Origin of the sequence: Acutalibacter muris, from assembly GCF_002201475.1 — a bacterium.
GTDB lineage: Bacteria > Bacillota > Clostridia > Oscillospirales > Acutalibacteraceae > Acutalibacter > Acutalibacter muris.
Map to the genome: position 1 here is coordinate 1,129,744 of NZ_CP021422.1, position 16,871 is coordinate 1,146,614.

General features: G+C 53.1%; 20 protein-coding genes and 1 pseudogene. 11 read left to right on the forward strand and 10 right to left on the reverse strand.

What is annotated here, in order from left to right; genetic code table 11:
- Positions 1-46: 46 nt before the first annotated feature.
- The 10 genes and pseudogenes from ADH66_RS05735 to ADH66_RS05775 all read right to left on the reverse strand — a co-directional run bounded on the left by ADH66_RS05735 (position 47) and on the right by ADH66_RS05775 (position 6,670).
- Positions 47-1,270, reverse strand: a complete 1,224-nt coding sequence (locus tag ADH66_RS05735) for a sensor histidine kinase (protein ID WP_066534535.1) — start codon at positions 1,268-1,270, stop codon at positions 47-49.
- Positions 1,269-1,466 (reverse strand): annotated as a pseudogene (locus tag ADH66_RS21640) (hypothetical protein); the annotation flags it as partial. The pseudogene ADH66_RS21640 and the gene ADH66_RS05735, both read right to left, overlap by 2 nt.
- Before the next feature lie 78 nt (positions 1,467-1,544).
- The gene (locus ADH66_RS05740) at positions 1,545-2,201 is read right to left on the reverse strand and encodes a hypothetical protein (protein ID WP_066534532.1); all 657 of its coding nucleotides are present in this window, start codon (positions 2,199-2,201) and stop codon (positions 1,545-1,547) included.
- 28 nt (positions 2,202-2,229) lie between these two features.
- Complete coding sequence (locus ADH66_RS05745; RefSeq protein WP_066534530.1) at positions 2,230-3,252, reverse strand: DUF6017 domain-containing protein; 1,023 nt, start codon at positions 3,250-3,252, stop codon at positions 2,230-2,232.
- Positions 3,253-3,254: 2 nt separating this feature from the next.
- Positions 3,255-3,953: a hypothetical protein gene (locus ADH66_RS05750; protein WP_066534526.1), complete on the reverse strand. Its 699-nt coding sequence runs from the start codon at positions 3,951-3,953 to the stop codon at positions 3,255-3,257.
- The gene (locus ADH66_RS05755) at positions 3,950-4,201 is read right to left on the reverse strand and encodes a hypothetical protein (RefSeq protein ID WP_066534518.1); all 252 of its coding nucleotides are present in this window, start codon (positions 4,199-4,201) and stop codon (positions 3,950-3,952) included. The genes ADH66_RS05750 and ADH66_RS05755 overlap by 4 nt, the downstream gene beginning before the upstream one ends.
- A complete protein-coding gene (locus tag ADH66_RS05760) occupies positions 4,198-4,392 on the reverse strand; it encodes a hypothetical protein (protein WP_066534515.1) in 195 nt (64 codons plus the stop codon). The genes ADH66_RS05755 and ADH66_RS05760 overlap by 4 nt, the downstream gene beginning before the upstream one ends.
- 70 nt (positions 4,393-4,462) lie before the next feature.
- Positions 4,463-4,972 (reverse strand): hypothetical protein, encoded by a 510-nt coding sequence (locus ADH66_RS05765; RefSeq protein WP_066534513.1) that lies wholly within the window; start codon positions 4,970-4,972, stop codon positions 4,463-4,465.
- A complete protein-coding gene (locus ADH66_RS05770; RefSeq protein WP_066534511.1) occupies positions 4,956-5,897 on the reverse strand; it encodes a ParB/RepB/Spo0J family partition protein in 942 nt (313 codons plus the stop codon). Before ADH66_RS05770 ends, ADH66_RS05765 begins: the two co-directional genes overlap by 17 nt.
- Positions 5,894-6,670, reverse strand: coding sequence for a ParA family protein (locus ADH66_RS05775; protein WP_066534508.1), 777 nt, complete (start codon positions 6,668-6,670; stop codon positions 5,894-5,896). The genes ADH66_RS05770 and ADH66_RS05775 overlap by 4 nt, the downstream gene beginning before the upstream one ends.
- 254 nt (positions 6,671-6,924) lie before the next feature.
- Between ADH66_RS05775 and ADH66_RS05780 the strand changes: the two genes are divergently transcribed.
- The 11 genes from ADH66_RS05780 to ADH66_RS05825 all read left to right on the forward strand — a co-directional run bounded on the left by ADH66_RS05780 (position 6,925) and on the right by ADH66_RS05825 (position 16,854).
- Positions 6,925-8,775 carry a vWA domain-containing protein gene (locus ADH66_RS05780; protein ID WP_084384589.1) on the forward strand — a complete coding sequence of 617 codons (1,851 nt, stop codon included), beginning with the start codon at positions 6,925-6,927 and terminating at the stop codon, positions 8,773-8,775.
- 12 nt (positions 8,776-8,787) lie between these two features.
- Positions 8,788-9,222, forward strand: coding sequence for a hypothetical protein (locus tag ADH66_RS05785; RefSeq protein WP_066534502.1), 435 nt, complete (start codon positions 8,788-8,790; stop codon positions 9,220-9,222).
- A 160-nt stretch (positions 9,223-9,382) separates the two neighbouring features.
- Positions 9,383-9,691 (forward strand): type II toxin-antitoxin system RelB/DinJ family antitoxin, encoded by a 309-nt coding sequence (locus ADH66_RS05790; protein ID WP_066534498.1) that lies wholly within the window; start codon positions 9,383-9,385, stop codon positions 9,689-9,691.
- Positions 9,688-10,110, forward strand: coding sequence for a putative toxin-antitoxin system toxin component, PIN family (locus ADH66_RS05795; RefSeq protein WP_066534492.1), 423 nt, complete (start codon positions 9,688-9,690; stop codon positions 10,108-10,110). Before ADH66_RS05790 ends, ADH66_RS05795 begins: the two co-directional genes overlap by 4 nt.
- 172 nt (positions 10,111-10,282) lie before the next feature.
- Positions 10,283-10,426 carry a hypothetical protein gene (locus tag ADH66_RS19910; RefSeq protein WP_157130582.1) on the forward strand — a complete coding sequence of 48 codons (144 nt, stop codon included), beginning with the start codon at positions 10,283-10,285 and terminating at the stop codon, positions 10,424-10,426.
- A gap of 270 nt (positions 10,427-10,696) precedes the next feature.
- Positions 10,697-11,836, forward strand: a complete 1,140-nt coding sequence (locus tag ADH66_RS05800) for a hypothetical protein (protein ID WP_066534490.1) — start codon at positions 10,697-10,699, stop codon at positions 11,834-11,836.
- The gene (locus ADH66_RS05805) at positions 11,836-12,870 is read left to right on the forward strand and encodes a YqaJ viral recombinase family nuclease (RefSeq protein WP_066534488.1); all 1,035 of its coding nucleotides are present in this window, start codon (positions 11,836-11,838) and stop codon (positions 12,868-12,870) included. Before ADH66_RS05800 ends, ADH66_RS05805 begins: the two co-directional genes overlap by 1 nt.
- A gap of 13 nt (positions 12,871-12,883) precedes the next feature.
- Positions 12,884-15,040: an SF1B family DNA helicase RecD2 gene (gene recD2 / locus ADH66_RS05810; protein ID WP_066534482.1), complete on the forward strand. Its 2,157-nt coding sequence runs from the start codon at positions 12,884-12,886 to the stop codon at positions 15,038-15,040.
- A gap of 12 nt (positions 15,041-15,052) precedes the next feature.
- Positions 15,053-15,463, forward strand: a complete 411-nt coding sequence (locus ADH66_RS05815; protein WP_066534480.1) for a hypothetical protein — start codon at positions 15,053-15,055, stop codon at positions 15,461-15,463.
- On the forward strand, positions 15,453-15,755 hold the full coding sequence (locus ADH66_RS05820; RefSeq protein ID WP_066534476.1) for a hypothetical protein: 303 nt from the start codon (positions 15,453-15,455) through the stop codon (positions 15,753-15,755). Before ADH66_RS05815 ends, ADH66_RS05820 begins: the two co-directional genes overlap by 11 nt.
- A gap of 19 nt (positions 15,756-15,774) precedes the next feature.
- The gene (locus ADH66_RS05825) at positions 15,775-16,854 is read left to right on the forward strand and encodes a DUF3854 domain-containing protein (RefSeq protein WP_066534475.1); all 1,080 of its coding nucleotides are present in this window, start codon (positions 15,775-15,777) and stop codon (positions 16,852-16,854) included.
- Positions 16,855-16,871: the final 17 nt, after the last annotated feature.

Sequence of the window (16,871 nt, forward strand, 5' to 3'; positions counted from 1 at the left end):
ACGGCAGGATAAAATTATCCCGCCGCATCCAGTATAATATTATATTTTATAAAAGCTCAAAGGAAAAACAAACGCCCTTTTCCGTATTACAAACATCACAAACACTATTATGGTACTGTAATATTTTCTGTACAATATAAAGCCCTAACCCGCTTCCTCCTGTTTTTCGGCTGCGTGACTGCTCTATACGGTAAAAGGGTTCAAATATTTTGTCTATGTTTTCTTTTGCTATATGTGTACCGCTATTTTCTATTTGGAACAAATAATGGCTTTGCGTATAATTGACTGTAATATTAATCACTGCTTCTTGTGGGGAATATTTAATGGCATTCCCTATTACGTTGGAGAATACTTTCCCCAACAGAAGTCTATTTCCATTTACCATTACTGATTGAGGGGCATTTAAGGACACTTGCAAATCCTTGTTTATAATTAAATCTTCTGTTTCTCTTAAATACCTCTGTATGACCTGCATACAGTCAAATGGCTCTTTTTTTAAATCTGCACCAGATGTTTGCAGTCTTGAAATTGTTAATAACTCCTGCACCATGACTTCAAGTGTATTTGCAACTTCTAAGGAACGGGAAAGATATTTTTCTCTGTCTTTATATATTCCTATTCCAAGCAGCATACCTTCTAGCTGCCCTTTGATAATCGTTATAGGCGTTTTTAATTCATGTGAAGCGGCAGAGAAAAAATCCATCTGCGCCTGTTCCAGTTCTTTTTCATGCTCAATATCTTCTTCCAACTTCGCATTGGCATTTTTCAAATCGGAAAGTGCAGTCTGTAAGTTTTGGGACATGATATTTAGACTTTTTTCCAATATCCCTAATTCATCTGTCCGTTTTGCATCTAATTTCCAGTCTAACTGCATTTCCGACATTTTTGTGGCTATACCGCTAATCCTCAACACTGGTGATGTGATTATCCTTGAAAACAGTGTGGAAGCCAATAGCGCAAGGATAAAGGCAGCGATAAATACAATAGGGGAAATTTTTAAGAATACTTGCCTAAGCTCTTCCACTTGTGTTGCCTCGCCATAAACAACAAGCATATACTTTGTTCCAGAGCCGAAAAAGGAAAAGTAAAAACTGTTTGACAAAATAGGGGCATCTGAGGAAGATGCCATTTCTGATGCGCTTGCTTCATTCCCCCGCATTGTTGGTATTGTTATCCCCTGTCCATTATCATCATATAGCTCCACGCTAAAAATATTTATATTTTCTAAAAACTGGTCGAACAGCCCTCCAGAATCCTCTAAGGCAGTCATTCTTGACTGTTGCTTCTATCTGCCGCAGGACCTGTTCGCTGTTTTCACTGACCGCCGTTCCCAGGGCAGCCACCGTGTCCGGGGTGTTGAAACCGAACACGGGCCGGAAATCCTCATGGGTGAAAAACTTGCCCGCGTTCAGCCCGCAGCGGGACAGGAGCGCATAAGTCGTGCTGACTGCGGCGGCGTCCCGAAAAGGTCTGTGCTTTTTTGTTCATTCAATTTCTCCCTTCATAGGCAAATGTCTTATTCAGAAACTTTTTTAACTGCATGGTCAAAGCTGATCTGTCCTTTCGTGCTTTGTCTCCTCTGTCACAGTCAGGAGGAAATCCTCCTGGCTGTGGGAGCCAAACAGCATTACGCTCAGTGTGCACGCCGCCTCCTGAATTCCCCGGAAGAAGTGGGCGCGCTCAATGTGCAGAAGCTCGACAATATCCTGCACGGGCTTTTCCTTGGGGGCCAGATAGCGCTCGTAGACGAGACGGTACTGCCGCCTTGTCTGCTGGCTTGCGGCAGCTTCACAATACTCCCGGAAACAGTCCAGGGCTGTGTTGAGCTGTGCCCAGAGCACCTTGTTGGAGGCGGTCAGCAGGGCCGTGGAGCGCAGATTCTGATTCTCAACGCTCTCCTCCAGCTCCATGAGCCGCTGGAACTTTTTATCCTCCAGCATAGCCAGGGTATTTTCCGTGCCTGCTTCAATGGACCATTTTAGCTGCCGGTAGTTTTTGAGCAGGAGCTTCGTGGCCTCTACCCGCGCCCGTTTCACTTTATCCCGGTACTGCGCCGCAGTCAGGCTGGCCTTTTTCTCCGCGGCGGACAGCACCAGCTCCAGCACGTCCCCGGTCTGTTCCATCGTCCAGCCGGTCGCCGCTGAAAGGGCGGAAATGGTCTCTGTGAACTCAGTTTTTAGGTCCATGTATTTGTCTTTCATGCTGTTTCCTCCAATTTTTGGGAGTCTTTTACCCGTTATATGCGTTATAAAGCGCCTGCACCGCCGTGTTGCTGGAGGCGGGGGCGTTGAACAGGAGCGCCAGTAAATACCCGTGGGGGTTGCGCACCGGTCCTGCCCGGCCCAGGCTGTCCAGCACATAGCTGACATGGTCACTGGTGAGGCTTTCCATCCGCTGCCGCACAAAGTCCATGGGGTACCACGCTGTGCCGATCTTCATTCTGGGGCTGTCACGGCAGCGTACCTCTGTGATTATCTCCACCACCTCATCGCAGAGCTCCTGTCCGTACTCCTGTGCCAGAACGTCATACTCGATCTGCTCACGGACATTTTCCATTATTCCGTCCACCCCTCCCTCCGGGTTAGCTGCAGGAGGGTTGGAGGGGAGGTTATTATTCTCTGTCTTTATATTCTCTGTATATATAGAGTTAAGATTTTTAACTTCTGGAAGTAAAGAGTCTTTACTTCTAGAGGTTAAAGAATTTAACTTCAAGAAGTTAACGTCTTTAACTTCTGAAGGTTCAGGGTCTTCATTTATGGAGGTGAAATCGTCCGATTTCCCGGAGTCTTTACCTTCCGGGGTCAAATCGCCTGAACCCCTGAAGTTAAGATTTTTAACTTCTGAAAGTTCACGGTCTTTACTTCCGGGCTTCTCCGGCTCATGGTGGGGCGCGGAGGAGAAGTCCTTTATGTAAATTCTCGTGGGCTTGCCCTGGCCCTGGCGCACCTTTTCTATGAGCCCCTTGTCCTCCAACTGCTTCGTCAGCTTGACAATGGTGGGTTGGGATTTTTGCAGGTCCTTCTTCATCTGCTCCACCGTATAGATGATGAAAAGTCGTCCGCTTTTGTCAGAAAACTTCTCCTCGTTACATGCTGACCAACCGGCCCTTTCGATCATTTTTGAATACAGAAGCTTTGCGCTGTCGTCCAGGTCGGCGTATTCCCCGTTTTCGATCAGCTCGCTTGGGACCATAAGGAAACGGAAGCCCCGGGCAGTTTCCGGGTGCAGGTCCTTTAACTGTAGTTTTTTCATGGCTATAACTCCATTTCATGATTTTCGCGTGTCTTTTGGTTTCCAAAGCTGATAGCGTCCGCTACCGCGTCAAGCTCATCTATCCGCTCGGCCAGCGCCTCCCGCGCAGTAATTGAGAATATGTCATTTTGGGGACAGGGCAGCGCCAGTAAGCGGAGGCACTGCTCTCTGGTGCCGTGTTCGGCGGCCTTATACCGCGTGTCCGTGTCAGGATGTGACATAAGCCTTTCTATATCGCTGGCGGGCAGATATGGGACAGCCTTTGTCAATAATTGAGGTTTCCCCCAGGCCGCGTCCACCAGCCGGTGCCGGACGGCGGTATTGCCGAATTTTGCTATATTTTCTATAACCTCCGGGTCCGCTTCGCCGTGCTCTATGAGGGCGAGGCGCACCCTGTCCGTGCCGTAGACCGCCAGCCTTTTCCTCACCGGCCCGACCTCATCGCCCACAAGCCTGAGCTGGTACTTCTCTCCGGCACGGCAGGCCACGGCTCCGCGCACCTTATAGCTTTCGTCGTTCCAGAGCAGCTCCCACTCGCGCTCCCCGCCCCGGAAGGCGGCGGAAACCCTGGAATCCTCGTCGCTGCCGCTCCATGCCTGTAGGGTGCGGTCCTCAAATTCCTCCTGTGTCATAGTAAGAAATTCCGGCTTTTCAGGGAGTCTTTTGACCAAAAATCCGTGCAGGCGTTCTGTTTCGTTCATCGGCAAGGCTCCCCCTTTCCCGCTTTTTCCCTCTCCCGGAGCTCGCCCCGGCGCAGCAGGAGCGCCGCCGTGTCCCGGTGTTCGCGCCGGATTTTCTTCAATTCCTGAATTTTATAATAAAACTGCATATCGCCGGTGGAATTGAATCTGTCTCTTAACTCCGCTATGCGGTTATCCATATCTGCCGCCAAACGCAGGTGCATTTTTCCGTCGGCAATATTGTTTGCCGGACCAAAAGCCTCCTTCATTTCCCCGCCCCCAAGCTCTCATAAAATTCCCACAGGCGGGGATTGACGCAGTGGCAGGTCCGCACGGCCCCCCGGATATAGGGCTTGTCCCGCTCCGTTATACGCTTTGGTAAACCGCAGCAGTGGGGTTTACCTGAGCTAAAGTAACCGCACTCCGGGCAGTTACAAATGTCCCAAAAATCATCTTTCATGGTCGACGCCTCCTAAAAATGGGTACAAAAATAGCCCCACCACAAAGAGTAATGGGGCAGGAAACTGTATTTACTGTAATTTGCTTATAGCCTGTTGGAGCGTTTGGAGGTGCTCCAGCCACCTCTCCTGGTCAGCTTGATTTTTCCATCTGGCAATCAGGTCATGGCCCGGGGCCTGGACTTTCCTGAGCGCCCGCAGGAGAGAGGAAACCTCCTCCGGCCTAAGTATCAGCACTCTTATCTCATGCTCCGCATACTCCATGCGGTAGGGGTCCGGCACGGCCATATATATCCTGCCGGTCCGGAAGAACTCAGCCACGCACTCTGCCAGCAGGACGCGAACGGAATCGAAGTAGATGGGGTAGAGGTAGCGCAGTTCCGGCTGGCACAGGCCGGGGTCAGCTCTCCAGTTATCGTGGCTGAGCCTATTGACAAGATGGTCTTTTAAGGTTAGAATAGATTTCGAGATATCCAACTCGCAAAACGAGACTTTTTCAAGCTGTCTCTCAGCTAAGACCTCCAGCATATCCTGACCGAAAGCGGTGCCCTTAACGCTGATTACTCTAGCTGTTGCTGCCATCTGTCACAGCCCCTTTCTGTTGATACTTCCAGTTTTCCAGCAGGGATAGGATAACCTCCTCCATCTGTTTCTGCGTGTAGTCTTTGGGAAAATACTGGCTCAGGCACTTCTTTTTGAGCGTGACCTGCATGGGCCCGGGCTTGCCTTGTGCCAACACTATCTTTATTGTTGTGTCAGTCAACTGATGGTTTTGACTATGCAGCTTTAACTGTTGGGCTTGCTCCAGAGTGGGAACGATTTCCCGGCTGCTCATCACTTCCAGCAACAAGCCCTGTTCCTCCTGGGTCAGGTATGACAGCTCCACGGCGGGGCGGAGCACTAATTTGTTTTCGTCTACCATCTGGAGCAGCGGCGGCAGCAGGTGGGTTAGGCGGATATAGCGCTGAATCTGTGACTTGCTGTCAGGGGAATTATCAGCTAAGATTGCCACTGAAGTCTGCCCCAATAAATTCTGCCCCACTGGGGTAGAATTTTCTTTGCTTGGTCTACCTGCTTTGCGTTTCATGGCTTCAAGCTTCATTCGATAGGCAAACGCCTTTTCGCTGGGCAGGATCTTCTCCCGCTGCAAATTACTGTCCACCATGATAATCGTGGCCTCGTCATCGTCCATATCCCTGACGATAACCGGCATGGTCTCTTTCCCGGCCAGCTCGCTGGCTCTTGAGCGCCGGTGGCCCGCTATGATTTCATAGCCGCCCTCGGGCCTTGGCCGGACGATACCAGGCACCAGAACACCGTATTGGGCCACGCTCTCGGCCATTTCCCGCATTTTCTCGTCGTCCTCCACATGGAAGGGGTGGCCCTTGAAGGGGTGTAGCTCTGCCAGCAGGACCTCCTGAAGCTGGTCTCCTATGACTTGTGCGGGAGCCCCGCCGAACAGCGCGTCAAGGTCAGTTATCTGGATTTTCGCCGCGCTGCTTTTCATGACGCTACCTCCAAAGTTAGGGCTTCATATGCGGCAGAGACTTTGCCGGAAGGGTCGTGAAGGAATATGCTCTTGCCCTCGGCGCTGGTCTCTGCGGCACGGATGGAGCGGGGGATGATGGTGTCGAAAATCTTAAGTTGACTGCCATAGGAATTTCTCAGCAGTTCCACGATTTCCTGCGAGTAGGTGGTCCGCATATCGGCCATTGTGACGAGAATACCGCTGATGGTAAGATCAGGGTTGATTTGCCGCTTCACCTTGCCGATGGTCCTCATGAGCTGTTCCATGCCTTTCAGCGAGAGGTAATGGGCCATCATGGGGATTATAAGCGTGTCGGCGGCTGATAGGGCGTTGATGGTAAGCATACCCAGCGAGGGGCAGCAGTCCAGGAGAATGATGTCGTACTGGTCGCGGACAGTGTTTAGGTATTCACGGAGGATGGTTTCCCGGCTCATGATGTTCACCAGCGTGACCTCCATTGCCGCTAGGTCGATGTTGGCGGGGAGGAGGTCTACACCTTCCTCATGATGGATGATTCCCTCGCCGGGGAGAAGGGGCTTGTCCTCTATGACCTTGCCCAGCACGGTGGAGAGGGTTTCCTCTAACTGGTCCGGGTGCTGGTAGCCCAGGCTGGCGGTCAAAGAGCCTTGTGCGTCTACGTCCACCAGCAGGACACGTTTACCCTGGCGGGCTAGGCCGATGCCTAAGTTTACGGTGGTGACGGTCTTGCCGACCCCGCCTTTTTGGTTGCAGATTGCGATTACCTTGCTCATGCTTTTTGTTCCTTTCGGTTATATTTGTTCATATTGTATGGTTTCACGCTTGATTAAAATTTTGTCCTTAATGTGACACGCCGCTTTTTTGCCCGGTTCATTTTGGCCTCCTTTCGCCCTTTTTTTCATGGAAAAAGAATAAGGACAAACCCGAATCCCCTAGAAATCACTGGGATTTTCGATTTGTCCTTATTATGCCATAAGGGCATGTGCTGTATACCGACTTTTTGCTCCCTCAGACTCAGACAAACTATATGGAGCACGGTCTTTGGTACCCGGAGCCGCCTGTACTGCACACGCCAGAGGACTTCGCCAATGAGAAGGCAATGTGGGCATATCTCAAGGCTGACCCAAAGAATCTGGAAGCCGTAAAGGCGGTATCGCACTTTATTTCCAACGTGCTGGAGGATGGCTACATTGAGAACCGTATGCTCAAGGATTTTCCCGGTACGCTGGGCTTTGGGCTTACTGTTTTGCGCGAAAAAATGTGGGAGGAGATGGGCGCTGTCACCGACCTGAAGCAATACGAGGACGACGGCTCGTGCCACATTTTTCAGAGTATTTTGGAAGTCATGCTATCCTATGTGAAGTACGGCAAGATTAAATACGGTGATGAAGAACTGGACGATATCCGCATCCAGACAACCTTCGACCTGATAACCCAGCTCGACCGGGCGGTTATCGACCCTGATCCCAAGACCCGGCTACGCACTGCAAACCTGATACTGGTGCGCTGTTGGGAGCATATCCAGGACTTTTGTGAACGGCTCAAGGCAGCGAAGGAGGCGGCTGAGTCCATAGCAGACTCTGTCAAAAAGAGCCTGGGAGGTATGCCAGGTGCGACCACGGCAGGAACCGGCGGCACGCCTGTTCCTGGGGCAGGCAGCTCCGGAGGCGCTTCCGCAACGGTGGCAAGCCGTGCCAAGACCCATGAGGATGCTGAAGCTGGCAATGATGAATCTGATGACAGCAAGGACGAGCCCACTGAGGAAGGCCCCGCCCAGTCCGATGAAAATCTGCCACCCCTGGAAGGTGAGGGCGTAAAAACAGGTAAGCAAGACACTACAGATTCCGAGGGCGGGCGTATCCCCTACCACCAGACCGGCTCCGTTTCTGAACCGGTGGGTGGCACTACTGAGTACAACGCTGATTACGAGCGTGAGCAGTACGACAAAGCCGCGTCAGACATCGACCGTATGCTGGACAAGATGGCCGAGCGTGCTGCCTGTAAACAGTTGGAAAATGAGCGGCTTACAGAGCTCAACGAGATGGCCAACAACATCTCCTACGGCGACATCCACCAGGGCGTGAACATCAGAGTCAACCGTATCGCCAGCGTGGACACCGACCTCATGGAAAAGTACGCCGCTGTCGCACCACGGTTAGTGGCGATTTCCGAGCAGCTCCAGCGAAGTATTCAGAAGGAGCTCAAGGAGCACCGTCAGGGTGGCAAGCAGACAGGGCTGGTGATGGGCAGAAGGCTCGACACCCACGCCCTGTGCCGGAACGACGGCAAGGCTTTCTACAAGAACAACCTCCCAAACGAGATACCTGAGCTTGCTGTGGGCCTGTTGGTGGACGAATCCGGCTCCATGTGCAGTGGAGACCGCTGTACCTATGCCCGGGCTGCTGCTATTATTCTCCATGACTTTTGCGACAGCCTGGGTATTCCCGTCATGATCTACGGCCATTCCACAGGCTGGGACACGGTCGAGCTGTATTCCTACGCCGAGTTCGACGGCTTTGACAGTGACGACCGCTACCGGCTCATGGACATTGGCGCCAGAGGCAGTAACAGGGATGGCGCGGCTTTGCGCTTTGTGGCGGAGCGGCTTTCTAAGCGCCCGGAGGCGGTGAAGCTGCTGGTTCTGGTCTCGGATGGGCAGCCTGCCGATACTGGCTATAGCGGCACTGCCGCCGAGGAAGACCTGCGGGGCATCAAGCAGGAGTACCAGCGCAAGGGTGTTATCTTTGTGGCGGCTGCCATTGGGGATGATAAGCCCAGCATCCAGCGGATTTATGGTGATTCTTTTCTGGATATTACGGACTTGGAGCAACTACCCAGCAAGCTGACGGCGTTTGTGAAAAAGCATATTAGGATTTAGGGAGGGGTACGCATGAAAATCGCGGACTCCACCCTAGAAACAGTGGAAATGAGCGAGATCGACGGTATCGAACGAGGAGCCGTACTTCGGTATATGGCTATTCCAAAAAAGAGTAAAGCGCATGAAATGCTAGAACTGAATACCTGTGTTGGCGATTTGTACATTATCATCAACGCTCTTTACGACTATGCCGGTATTTTGGAGCGGGTCGCCGCCCAGCAGGCCAGTTACCAGCAGGAGCTTTACCTGCTTCATGCCGCCCGCTGCCGGAAGATTGCCGGAAAGTTTTCCGAGCAGATGGGGTATGATTACGACAAAGCCCTTGAGCGCTGCCGGAAACGGAGGGAAAAAGGGAGTGGTGATGATACCGGCTTTGATGGCCTGGAGGCGCTTTTGCAAAAACAGAAGTGTAAAAAGGGAAGGAAAGAGATTAAGGACAAACGGTAGTCAGAAGGTTCTTTGAAAGTATTTAGCGAAAAATATTAGTCCTATCATTTGGGGCGCCGGTTCGCCGGTGCCCTTTCCTTTTCTACAAAGCCACCATTGACTTTTAGATACAAATATCATATACTTGTAGTATAAACAAATACAGATAGGGGGCAAAGAAATGTCAAGCAGCTTATTACAGGTACGCATCGACGATGAGCTTAAAGCACAGGCGTCGGCAGTGTTTGAAGAATTGGGGATCGACCTTCCTACCGCCGTCAGGATGTTTTTGAAGCGCTCTGTTCTGGTAAATGGGATTCCGTTTGGAATGACCCTTCCCAAAGAGGATGACCGTTTCCGGTTTATGCGTGCGCTGAAGCAGCTCCAGGATGAAGCCCAGCAAAATGGAACGGCGGACATGACCTTAGAGGAGATCAACGAGGAAATCGCGGCGGCGAGGAGAGAACGCGATGCTGGGAGAGCAGAATGAAATACTATGCTGTGATAGATACCAATGTTTTGGTTTCCGCTGCTCTTAAAGCTCATTCAGCTCCAGGTGACATTTTGAATGAAATCGGAAACGGACGTATTATCCCATTATACAACGATGCTATTTTGGCAGAATATGCTGAGGTCCTGCACCGCCCCAAGTTCAGGTTTGAACCGCGGGCAGTCAAGGTTATCCTTGATTCAATTATCAGGTACGGCGTCCCGATTGATGCAGGCCCGATAGAAGATATAGTACCTGACCCCAAGGATGTAGTCTTCTACGAGGTTGTCATGGAACAGCGGAAGACCGAAGACGCATACCTTGTGACCGGTAATCTCAAGCATTTCCCGGTAAAGCCCTTTGTGGTTACGCCCCGGCAAATGCTGGACCTGATTTTCTCTGAACAAAGCGAAGATTGACCTAAAGGGGCATCGGTTCGCCGATGTCCCTGCTTTTTTTGCAAATTTTCTTCTCAAATCCGATGTTACACATTTATACCTAATGTTTCAAGTCCTTCATTTATGGGCGTGAAACGTGTATACTAAAGCTACAAGATTGGGATGAATTTTCAAGGAGCAGAGGTATAAGGTTGTGTGGAAAGACGAGCGCTACATCTCCGCTGTTGAGCGCGGGAAGATATATGCCCTGCTGAGCCTTCAGATTCAGCAGTCCAAGGAGGGGGACGCTGCCATTCAGGAACAGCAAAAGAAGATTGACAATCTCCCGAAAACCTGATAAAATAATATTACAGTATCAGGTTCCCCAAACGGACAAAGTATCAGAGTTACAGAGTGTCATTTATGTTTGCATTAGGCAATCATAAGTGGCACTTTTTTGTTTCCACTCACAACCGAATCGGGCCGGTACTGGCAAAAGGGCAGCAGGAGAGTTGAATGAATTCAACTCTCCAAGTTTCATTTTCCGGTCTGAAAGACCGGAATTTTGCTTCGCAAAACTATAAAACTTTTAGCTGTCTGGAATCAAGAACAGAAAGGGAGTATCAAAATGTCAACCTGTCAAGACAAATTCTTCACCACGTTCCCGGACTTCCCCGCCATGCTGGGGTACCACGAGAACCAAACCAAAGAGAGCCAATGGGAGCGCCGCCGGGTCAAAGACCTCTGCCTGGAGCCCCTGGACACCAACGCCCCGCTCTATACAAATCAGTCCTACTTCGCCCCCGGTATCAGCCGTGAAGCAGTAGAGGACACCGCCCACAATCTCGGTCTCGCCATGAAGATGGACAGCGGCTACTATCCCGTCCGGGACACAGCCTACAAGAGTCTTCTCGGTCGAGCCAAAATCAGCGGCACCGCCTTTCCCAAGCTCAGGCGGGACAAGTTGGCGGACATCCTCAACGCCTGCATGACCCTGTTCGGTGACGAGGCCCTGCTGCTTATCCGCGATGAGAAGGTGTCGGCAGTCCACTCCGGCGGCGAGTCTGACTACGCCGTGTTACCGGTGGATGAGTTACTCATGACCCTCAAATCCAAGCTGGACAGCCGTTTCCCCGGCAACAACTTTGTGGACGGCTACTGCGACCACTCAATAGTCAGCGCGTCTTGGGAAATGCCCGACCAGAAAGAAGACCTGCTGGGCACTTACGCTAAGCTGTTGGCTGCCCAGGGGAAGACAAGCCTTGCGGCAAAACTCACTCCGGGCATCCGGTTCATGACTTCTGACACCGGCACGGCCTCGGCGAAAGTCTCGGCACTGCTCATGGGCAGTCAGTTTCCTATCCACATCGGCGAGTGCGTAGCCGTAGACCACCGTAAGGGCCATAAAGTCTCCGACTTCGAGAGCGCTCTTGACCAGGTTTTCGCCCAGTTCGGCGACCTGGTGGGCAAACTGCAGAAGCTCCTGGAGATTGAGCTGGACTATCCCATAAACGCTATGACCCGGGTATGCAAGAAGCTGAGTCTGCCAAAAAAGGCCGCGGTCGAGGCCATCGCCATGTACGAAATGGCTTTGGGCGGCAACACCGCCACGGCCCACGACGTGTACTTTGCTATGCAGGAGATACCTTTCATTCTCAAGACCCAGGGAACTCCTGAGAGCAAAATCCTGTCCGTTGAGGAGAACATGGCCCGGGCCCTGACCCTCCGCTGGTCGGATTACGACCTTGCAAAGGGGGTGGACTACTGATGGCAGCCCCGATTATTCTCTGCAACACTGCCAGAATGACTGAGCAGGATTGGCTCGACTGCCGTATGCACGGCCCTAAAGGTGACATTCCCTACACGGTCGGCGGCAGCGACGTGGCGGCAATCTTCGGCCTGTCACCCTGGGTGATGCCGCTGGAACTGTGGAAAATCAAGAAGGGGCAGCTCAAGCCCACCAAGAGCGCCAATGCAGGTCAGATGGAGATGGGCCACCTTCTTGAGCCCGTCGCGGCCCATTGGTTCGGCAAAAAGACCGGGTACACCGTCACCGATGATACCAATCTCTACCAGCACGCCGACCACCCTTACGCCTTAGCAAACTTTGACCGGCGCTTCGTGAAGCCCACCGGCGAGCCGGGTATCTTGGAGTGCAAAAGCTGTACTTACCATAAAGCTCAGGACTGGGCCGATGACGCCATTCCCATGCACTACGAGCTGCAGCTACGTTTCTATATGGCGGTAGCTGACGTAGAGCTGGGCGCATTCTCGGCAATCTGGGGCAATAATCCCGATTTTGACATTGCCATCCCGGAGATCACCCGTGACAAGGCCAAAGAGGACGAGATCTTCGAGCGCCTTGACGAGTGGATCTGGAGTCTTGAGCATGACAAGCCGCCGACTATGTCCGGCGTTGCGCCCAAGCTGGCCTTGGAATCCCTAGCGAAATTCTACGGGCCCAGCGTCAAGGGCCTGCCCACCATGGAGTTCTCCGGCAAGTATGAGCCCGCTTTACGACGCATTGCCGTATTGCAGGAGCAGATCCGGGTGTGCGACAAGGATAAAAGAAAATTTGAGAAGGAGGTGGAGGCCCAAAGCGTGCGCATTGCCGAGATAATGCGGGAACATGAGCACGCCGTGCTGGAAACCACCGGCGACAAGCTGCTCATTGACTTTGTGACAAATACTACCCGTCGGCCTGACTCCAAGGCGCTGAAAGAGAAGTACCCGGCTGTCTATAGCGAGGTGCTGAAAGCCTCGGAGAGCCGGAAGGTGAAGGTGACCGTACAACCGAAATAAAGGGAGGTCAAAAATGCTATGTGAATTTCAGCGGGTGATCTATCCGCCCGTCCCCAGCCCCGGCAGCTACATGGTGGCTCTTTACCACCCCTGCGAACAGGTCAAAGACCTTGCCGGGAACATCCTGACCCAGATAAAGGCCGTTGGCTACTGTCTGCCCACAGCCGAAAATCTCCGTTTCAATATGCAAGGTCGCTGGAAGACAAACTCCAAGTTCGGCGTCCAGTTCGAGGTTGAGAGCTACGACGAGGTGCTGGTGCCCACGAAAGAGGGCGTCATCGGCTATCTCGCCTCCGGGCAGATAAAGGGCATCGGGCAAAAGACTGCCGAGAAAATCTACGACCTGTTCGGGGTTAAGGCTCTTGATATCTTGGACTCCGAGCCTGAGAAGCTGCTGCAAATCAAGGGTATCACCGAGAAAAAGTTACAAAAAATCCGTGAGTCCTACCTTATGAACCGGGGAGCCCGGGACATTATCGCGTTCCTCGCGCCCCATGGCATCACGCCACGGCAGGCTCTCAAGTTCTACGAGGAGTACGCCGAGCACACCATGGACACGGTGAAGAATCACCCGTACCGACTATGTGAGCTGTCGGGCGTTGGCTTTCTGACGGCTGACAAAATTGCCGCCAGTATGGGGTTCGACCAACTTTCCACCGAGAGGGTGGACGAAGGACTCCTTTACACCCTGACCGAGGCCGAGGGTTGCGGGCATCTCTGCATGGAGAAGCACGCTTTCCTCAAAGCGGCCCTCAAGCTGCTGGACACACCCGACCTCACCGCTCAGATGGCGGCGAACCGCGCGGCACGGCTGGTGGAGAGCGGACAGCTCACCACCTACGATCAATATGTGTACCGCACCAAGACCGTCCATGCTGAGAGCCACTTAGCCCGGAGAATCCAGCAGTTTCTGAAGGCCAAAATAACGGGCTGTACCAATCTGGAAACTGAGCTGAACGGTGCGGAAAAGAGCTTGAATCTCCGTTTTGCACCCGAACAGTGGCAGGCCGTAAAGATGGCCCTTACCCAGGGGCTGTCTGTCATAACCGGCGGCCCCAGGACGGGCAAAACCATGATTCAGCGGGCAATTCTGGACATCTACCACCGTCAGAACCCGAACGCCACCATCTGCTGCTGCGCCCCCACCGGGCGCGCGGCCCGGCGCATGGAGCAGGCCACCGGTCACCCGGCCTCAACGATACACAAGGCCCTGAACCTCGTGGCCGACGAAGACGGCAATTTCAACGACCCGGAGCTTCTGGACGCCGACCTGGTCTTAGTGGACGAGGTGTCGATGCTGGACATTTACCTGGCGGGCTACCTGCTGGACGCGATAAGTCTGGGCGCACAGGTGGTGCTTATCGGCGACAGCGACCAGCTTCCGTCAGTGGGCCCCGGCGCGGTGCTCAGCGAAATTATTGCAAGCGGCAAGGTGCCGGTTGCACGGCTGGATAAAGTTTTCCGCCAGCAGGCTGGGAGCCGTATCGCGGTCAATGCCAAAGCTATTCGCCAGGGCGTTCGCAATCTGGAGTTCGGCGAGGATTTTCAGTTTGTGGATTCCTCGGACATAGAAACTTCGGCTGACAAAGTGGTGGAGCTGTACCTGCAAGAGGTCAAAAAGTTCGGCTTGGACAATGTGGCTCTGCTCACGCCCTACCGCAAGAAGACAGCGACCGGCGCCAACGCCCTCAACCTCCGTTTGCGCGACATAATTAACCCGCCCGCGTCCGGCAAGCCCGAGGCCACTCATGGCAAGAGGGTCTTCCGCCTGGGTGACCGAGTCATGCAGATGAAGAATCTGGGTGAGGTCAACAACGGCGATGTGGGCTATATCACCGATATTTTCTGCGACACTGAGGGCATCACCATCCGGGTCAACTTTGGTGACGGCCGCGAGGTCGAGTACGACACTGACCAGTTGTCTATGCTGGACTTGGGCTACGCCTCTACCGTCCACAAATCCCAAGGTTCGGAGTATCAGTCGGTCATCGTCAACCTGCAAAAAACGCACTACATCATGCTGACCCGCCCGCTGGCCTACACGGCTATCACCCGGGGCAAGTCCAGAGTGATTATGGTGGGCGAGAAACGTGCTCTGTACATGGCTATCAGTCGAACGGACACCGAAAAGCGCGGCACCTGCCTTGCAAAACGTATCAAAAATTCGTAAAGGAGCATCAAAATGAGTATTCTCACAACTTACCGAGAAAAGCAGGCGGATTTTAACTCCCGCATCGCCAAGCACACCATGCAGACCAAGGAGAACCTGGCCTTGCAGGAGCTGAACTACCGCATTTGCGTCCTGGAAACCTTCCAGGCGTTCTCCAAAAGTGCCCCCATGGGCATGAAGGTGGATGACCTGAGCTACCACTACCAGCTGGTTGACGCCTACATCAAGTCTGTGCTTAATGAGCGGCAATTCGGAGCCAAAACCGATGCTGACGGCAAGAAACGCCGAGAGATGGCCCACCAGTCCCTGGAAAAAGTGGTACAGGCTGGGCGAAAACAGTTTTCCAGTTTATCGCCCAGCAAGCCCGAGCAATACAGCCAGACGGTGGGCAAGTACATCAACACTTTGTTCCATGGCTGGTGACGAGTTCCCCGAGACAGTTTCCGAGGGTGTGCCGACCACTAATGCGTCACCGCCCGCCGAGCCTTATGCCGTTGAGGAGCCCGCTCCCCGTGAGCTGACTCAGGAGGAAAAGCTGGAGCAGGCCATGAAAGTGCCTTGTCCCATCACAAAGTTCAAAGGTAAGACCTTGGGCGAGGTTTTACAGCTTGACCCTGGAGCCATCAAGTGGGTTGCCGAAAAGTTTCCAGCAACCGAGAAAGTTGGGGCTGCCGCACAGTTTATCCGGGACTTTGCCCTGCAGCAGTCTGCATAAAAAGCGAGGAGTGAAACGCATGGAACGGATCCGCATGACAGACGTGGTGACCCTGCTGGGCCTGCCCCAGCCCCCGGCTGGCCGGGTTTCCTGCTATGTCCGCTGCCCATGTTGCGACGGTGAGCGCGATAAGCACCTGAATATCAACTTCAAGAAAGAAGTGTTCCGGTGCGCGAAGTGCGGAGTTTCTGGAGGCATTTTAGACCTGTACGCCCTGTTCACCGGCATCGACCGGGACCGGGTGTGGCGGGATCTGGCGGAGCGGTTACGTTTGAATGAGCGGCCTAATCTGCCGGAGCATAGAAGCTTTCAACAGCCTGTTGAAACTCTCATTGCAGATGCCGCTACCCGCCACCACACCTACTCCGCACTCCTCTCCATGCTGGGGCTGGCGAACGCTCACCGGGAGAATCTTCACAATCGTGGGCTTAGTGACCGGGATATAGCCAAGTTGGGTTACAAATCTATGCCGCTGGCGAACAACTCCGAGCTTGTCCGTCGCGTGCTGGAAACTGGCGCTGACCCGCAAGGTGTGCCGGGGTTCTTCCGCACGAAAGTTGGATGGTGGTCGTTTATACACCAGCGGTCGGGGATATTGATTCCAGTCAGAGATGTACAGGGACGGATTCAGGGCTTGCAACTCAGGCTCGACAACACAGAGAACCGCAAGTTTCGCTGGATTTCCAGTGTGGAGCTGACCGGCGGCTGTGGTTCGCCCGCCTGGACGCACTTAGCCGGGAAACCGGGCAAGATGGTAGTTCTGACTGAGGGGCCCATGAAGGCTGATGTTATCCACGCACTCTCTGGGCTGACCGTTTTAGCTGTGCCAGGGGTGAACGCCTTGCAAAGGCTGGAAGAAGCTCTTACTGAACTACGGACCCAAGGCGTCCGGGAGATAAAAACGGCGTTCGACATGGACTACATCGCGAACTGCTACGTGCAGAGCGCGTATGATAAGCTCATGGCCCTGCTGGGCCGCATGGGGTTTCGGCATGGAACCTATGTCTGGGACCCGAGGTATAAGGGGCTGGACGACTTTATCTGGGCAAAATTGCAAGATGTGATCTCCCGTGCTTCTGTTGACAAATTAGCGATTTAATGCTATGCTTATATTAG

What these genes read in the sequence shown, in the direction of transcription:
- ADH66_RS05765 (WP_066534513.1), bottom strand. Translation starts at nt 4,972, where the DNA reads ATGGCAGCAACAGCTAGAGTAATCAGCGTTAAGGGCACCGCTTTCGGT.
- ADH66_RS05815 (WP_066534480.1), top strand. Translation starts at nt 15,053, where the DNA reads ATGAGTATTCTCACAACTTACCGAGAAAAGCAGGCGGATTTTAACTCC.
- ADH66_RS05750 (WP_066534526.1), bottom strand. Translation starts at nt 3,953, where the DNA reads ATGAACGAAACAGAACGCCTGCACGGATTTTTGGTCAAAAGACTCCCT.
- ADH66_RS05800 (WP_066534490.1), top strand. Translation starts at nt 10,697, where the DNA reads ATGTCAACCTGTCAAGACAAATTCTTCACCACGTTCCCGGACTTCCCC.
- ADH66_RS05805 (WP_066534488.1), top strand. Translation starts at nt 11,836, where the DNA reads ATGGCAGCCCCGATTATTCTCTGCAACACTGCCAGAATGACTGAGCAG.
- ADH66_RS05760 (WP_066534515.1), bottom strand. Translation starts at nt 4,392, where the DNA reads ATGAAAGATGATTTTTGGGACATTTGTAACTGCCCGGAGTGCGGTTAC.
- ADH66_RS05825 (WP_066534475.1), top strand. Translation starts at nt 15,775, where the DNA reads ATGGAACGGATCCGCATGACAGACGTGGTGACCCTGCTGGGCCTGCCC.
- ADH66_RS05795 (WP_066534492.1), top strand. Translation starts at nt 9,688, where the DNA reads ATGAAATACTATGCTGTGATAGATACCAATGTTTTGGTTTCCGCTGCT.
- ADH66_RS05745 (WP_066534530.1), bottom strand. Translation starts at nt 3,252, where the DNA reads ATGAAAAAACTACAGTTAAAGGACCTGCACCCGGAAACTGCCCGGGGC.
- ADH66_RS05755 (WP_066534518.1), bottom strand. Translation starts at nt 4,201, where the DNA reads ATGAAGGAGGCTTTTGGTCCGGCAAACAATATTGCCGACGGAAAAATG.
- ADH66_RS05780 (WP_084384589.1), top strand. Translation starts at nt 6,925, where the DNA reads ATGGAGCACGGTCTTTGGTACCCGGAGCCGCCTGTACTGCACACGCCA.
- ADH66_RS05785 (WP_066534502.1), top strand. Translation starts at nt 8,788, where the DNA reads ATGAAAATCGCGGACTCCACCCTAGAAACAGTGGAAATGAGCGAGATC.
- recD2 (WP_066534482.1), top strand. Translation starts at nt 12,884, where the DNA reads ATGCTATGTGAATTTCAGCGGGTGATCTATCCGCCCGTCCCCAGCCCC.
- ADH66_RS05775 (WP_066534508.1), bottom strand. Translation starts at nt 6,670, where the DNA reads ATGAGCAAGGTAATCGCAATCTGCAACCAAAAAGGCGGGGTCGGCAAG.
- ADH66_RS05770 (WP_066534511.1), bottom strand. Translation starts at nt 5,897, where the DNA reads ATGAAAAGCAGCGCGGCGAAAATCCAGATAACTGACCTTGACGCGCTG.
- ADH66_RS05740 (WP_066534532.1), bottom strand. Translation starts at nt 2,201, where the DNA reads ATGAAAGACAAATACATGGACCTAAAAACTGAGTTCACAGAGACCATT.
- ADH66_RS05790 (WP_066534498.1), top strand. Translation starts at nt 9,383, where the DNA reads ATGTCAAGCAGCTTATTACAGGTACGCATCGACGATGAGCTTAAAGCA.
- ADH66_RS05735 (WP_066534535.1), bottom strand. Translation starts at nt 1,270, where the DNA reads ATGACTGCCTTAGAGGATTCTGGAGGGCTGTTCGACCAGTTTTTAGAA.
- ADH66_RS05820 (WP_066534476.1), top strand. Translation starts at nt 15,453, where the DNA reads ATGGCTGGTGACGAGTTCCCCGAGACAGTTTCCGAGGGTGTGCCGACC.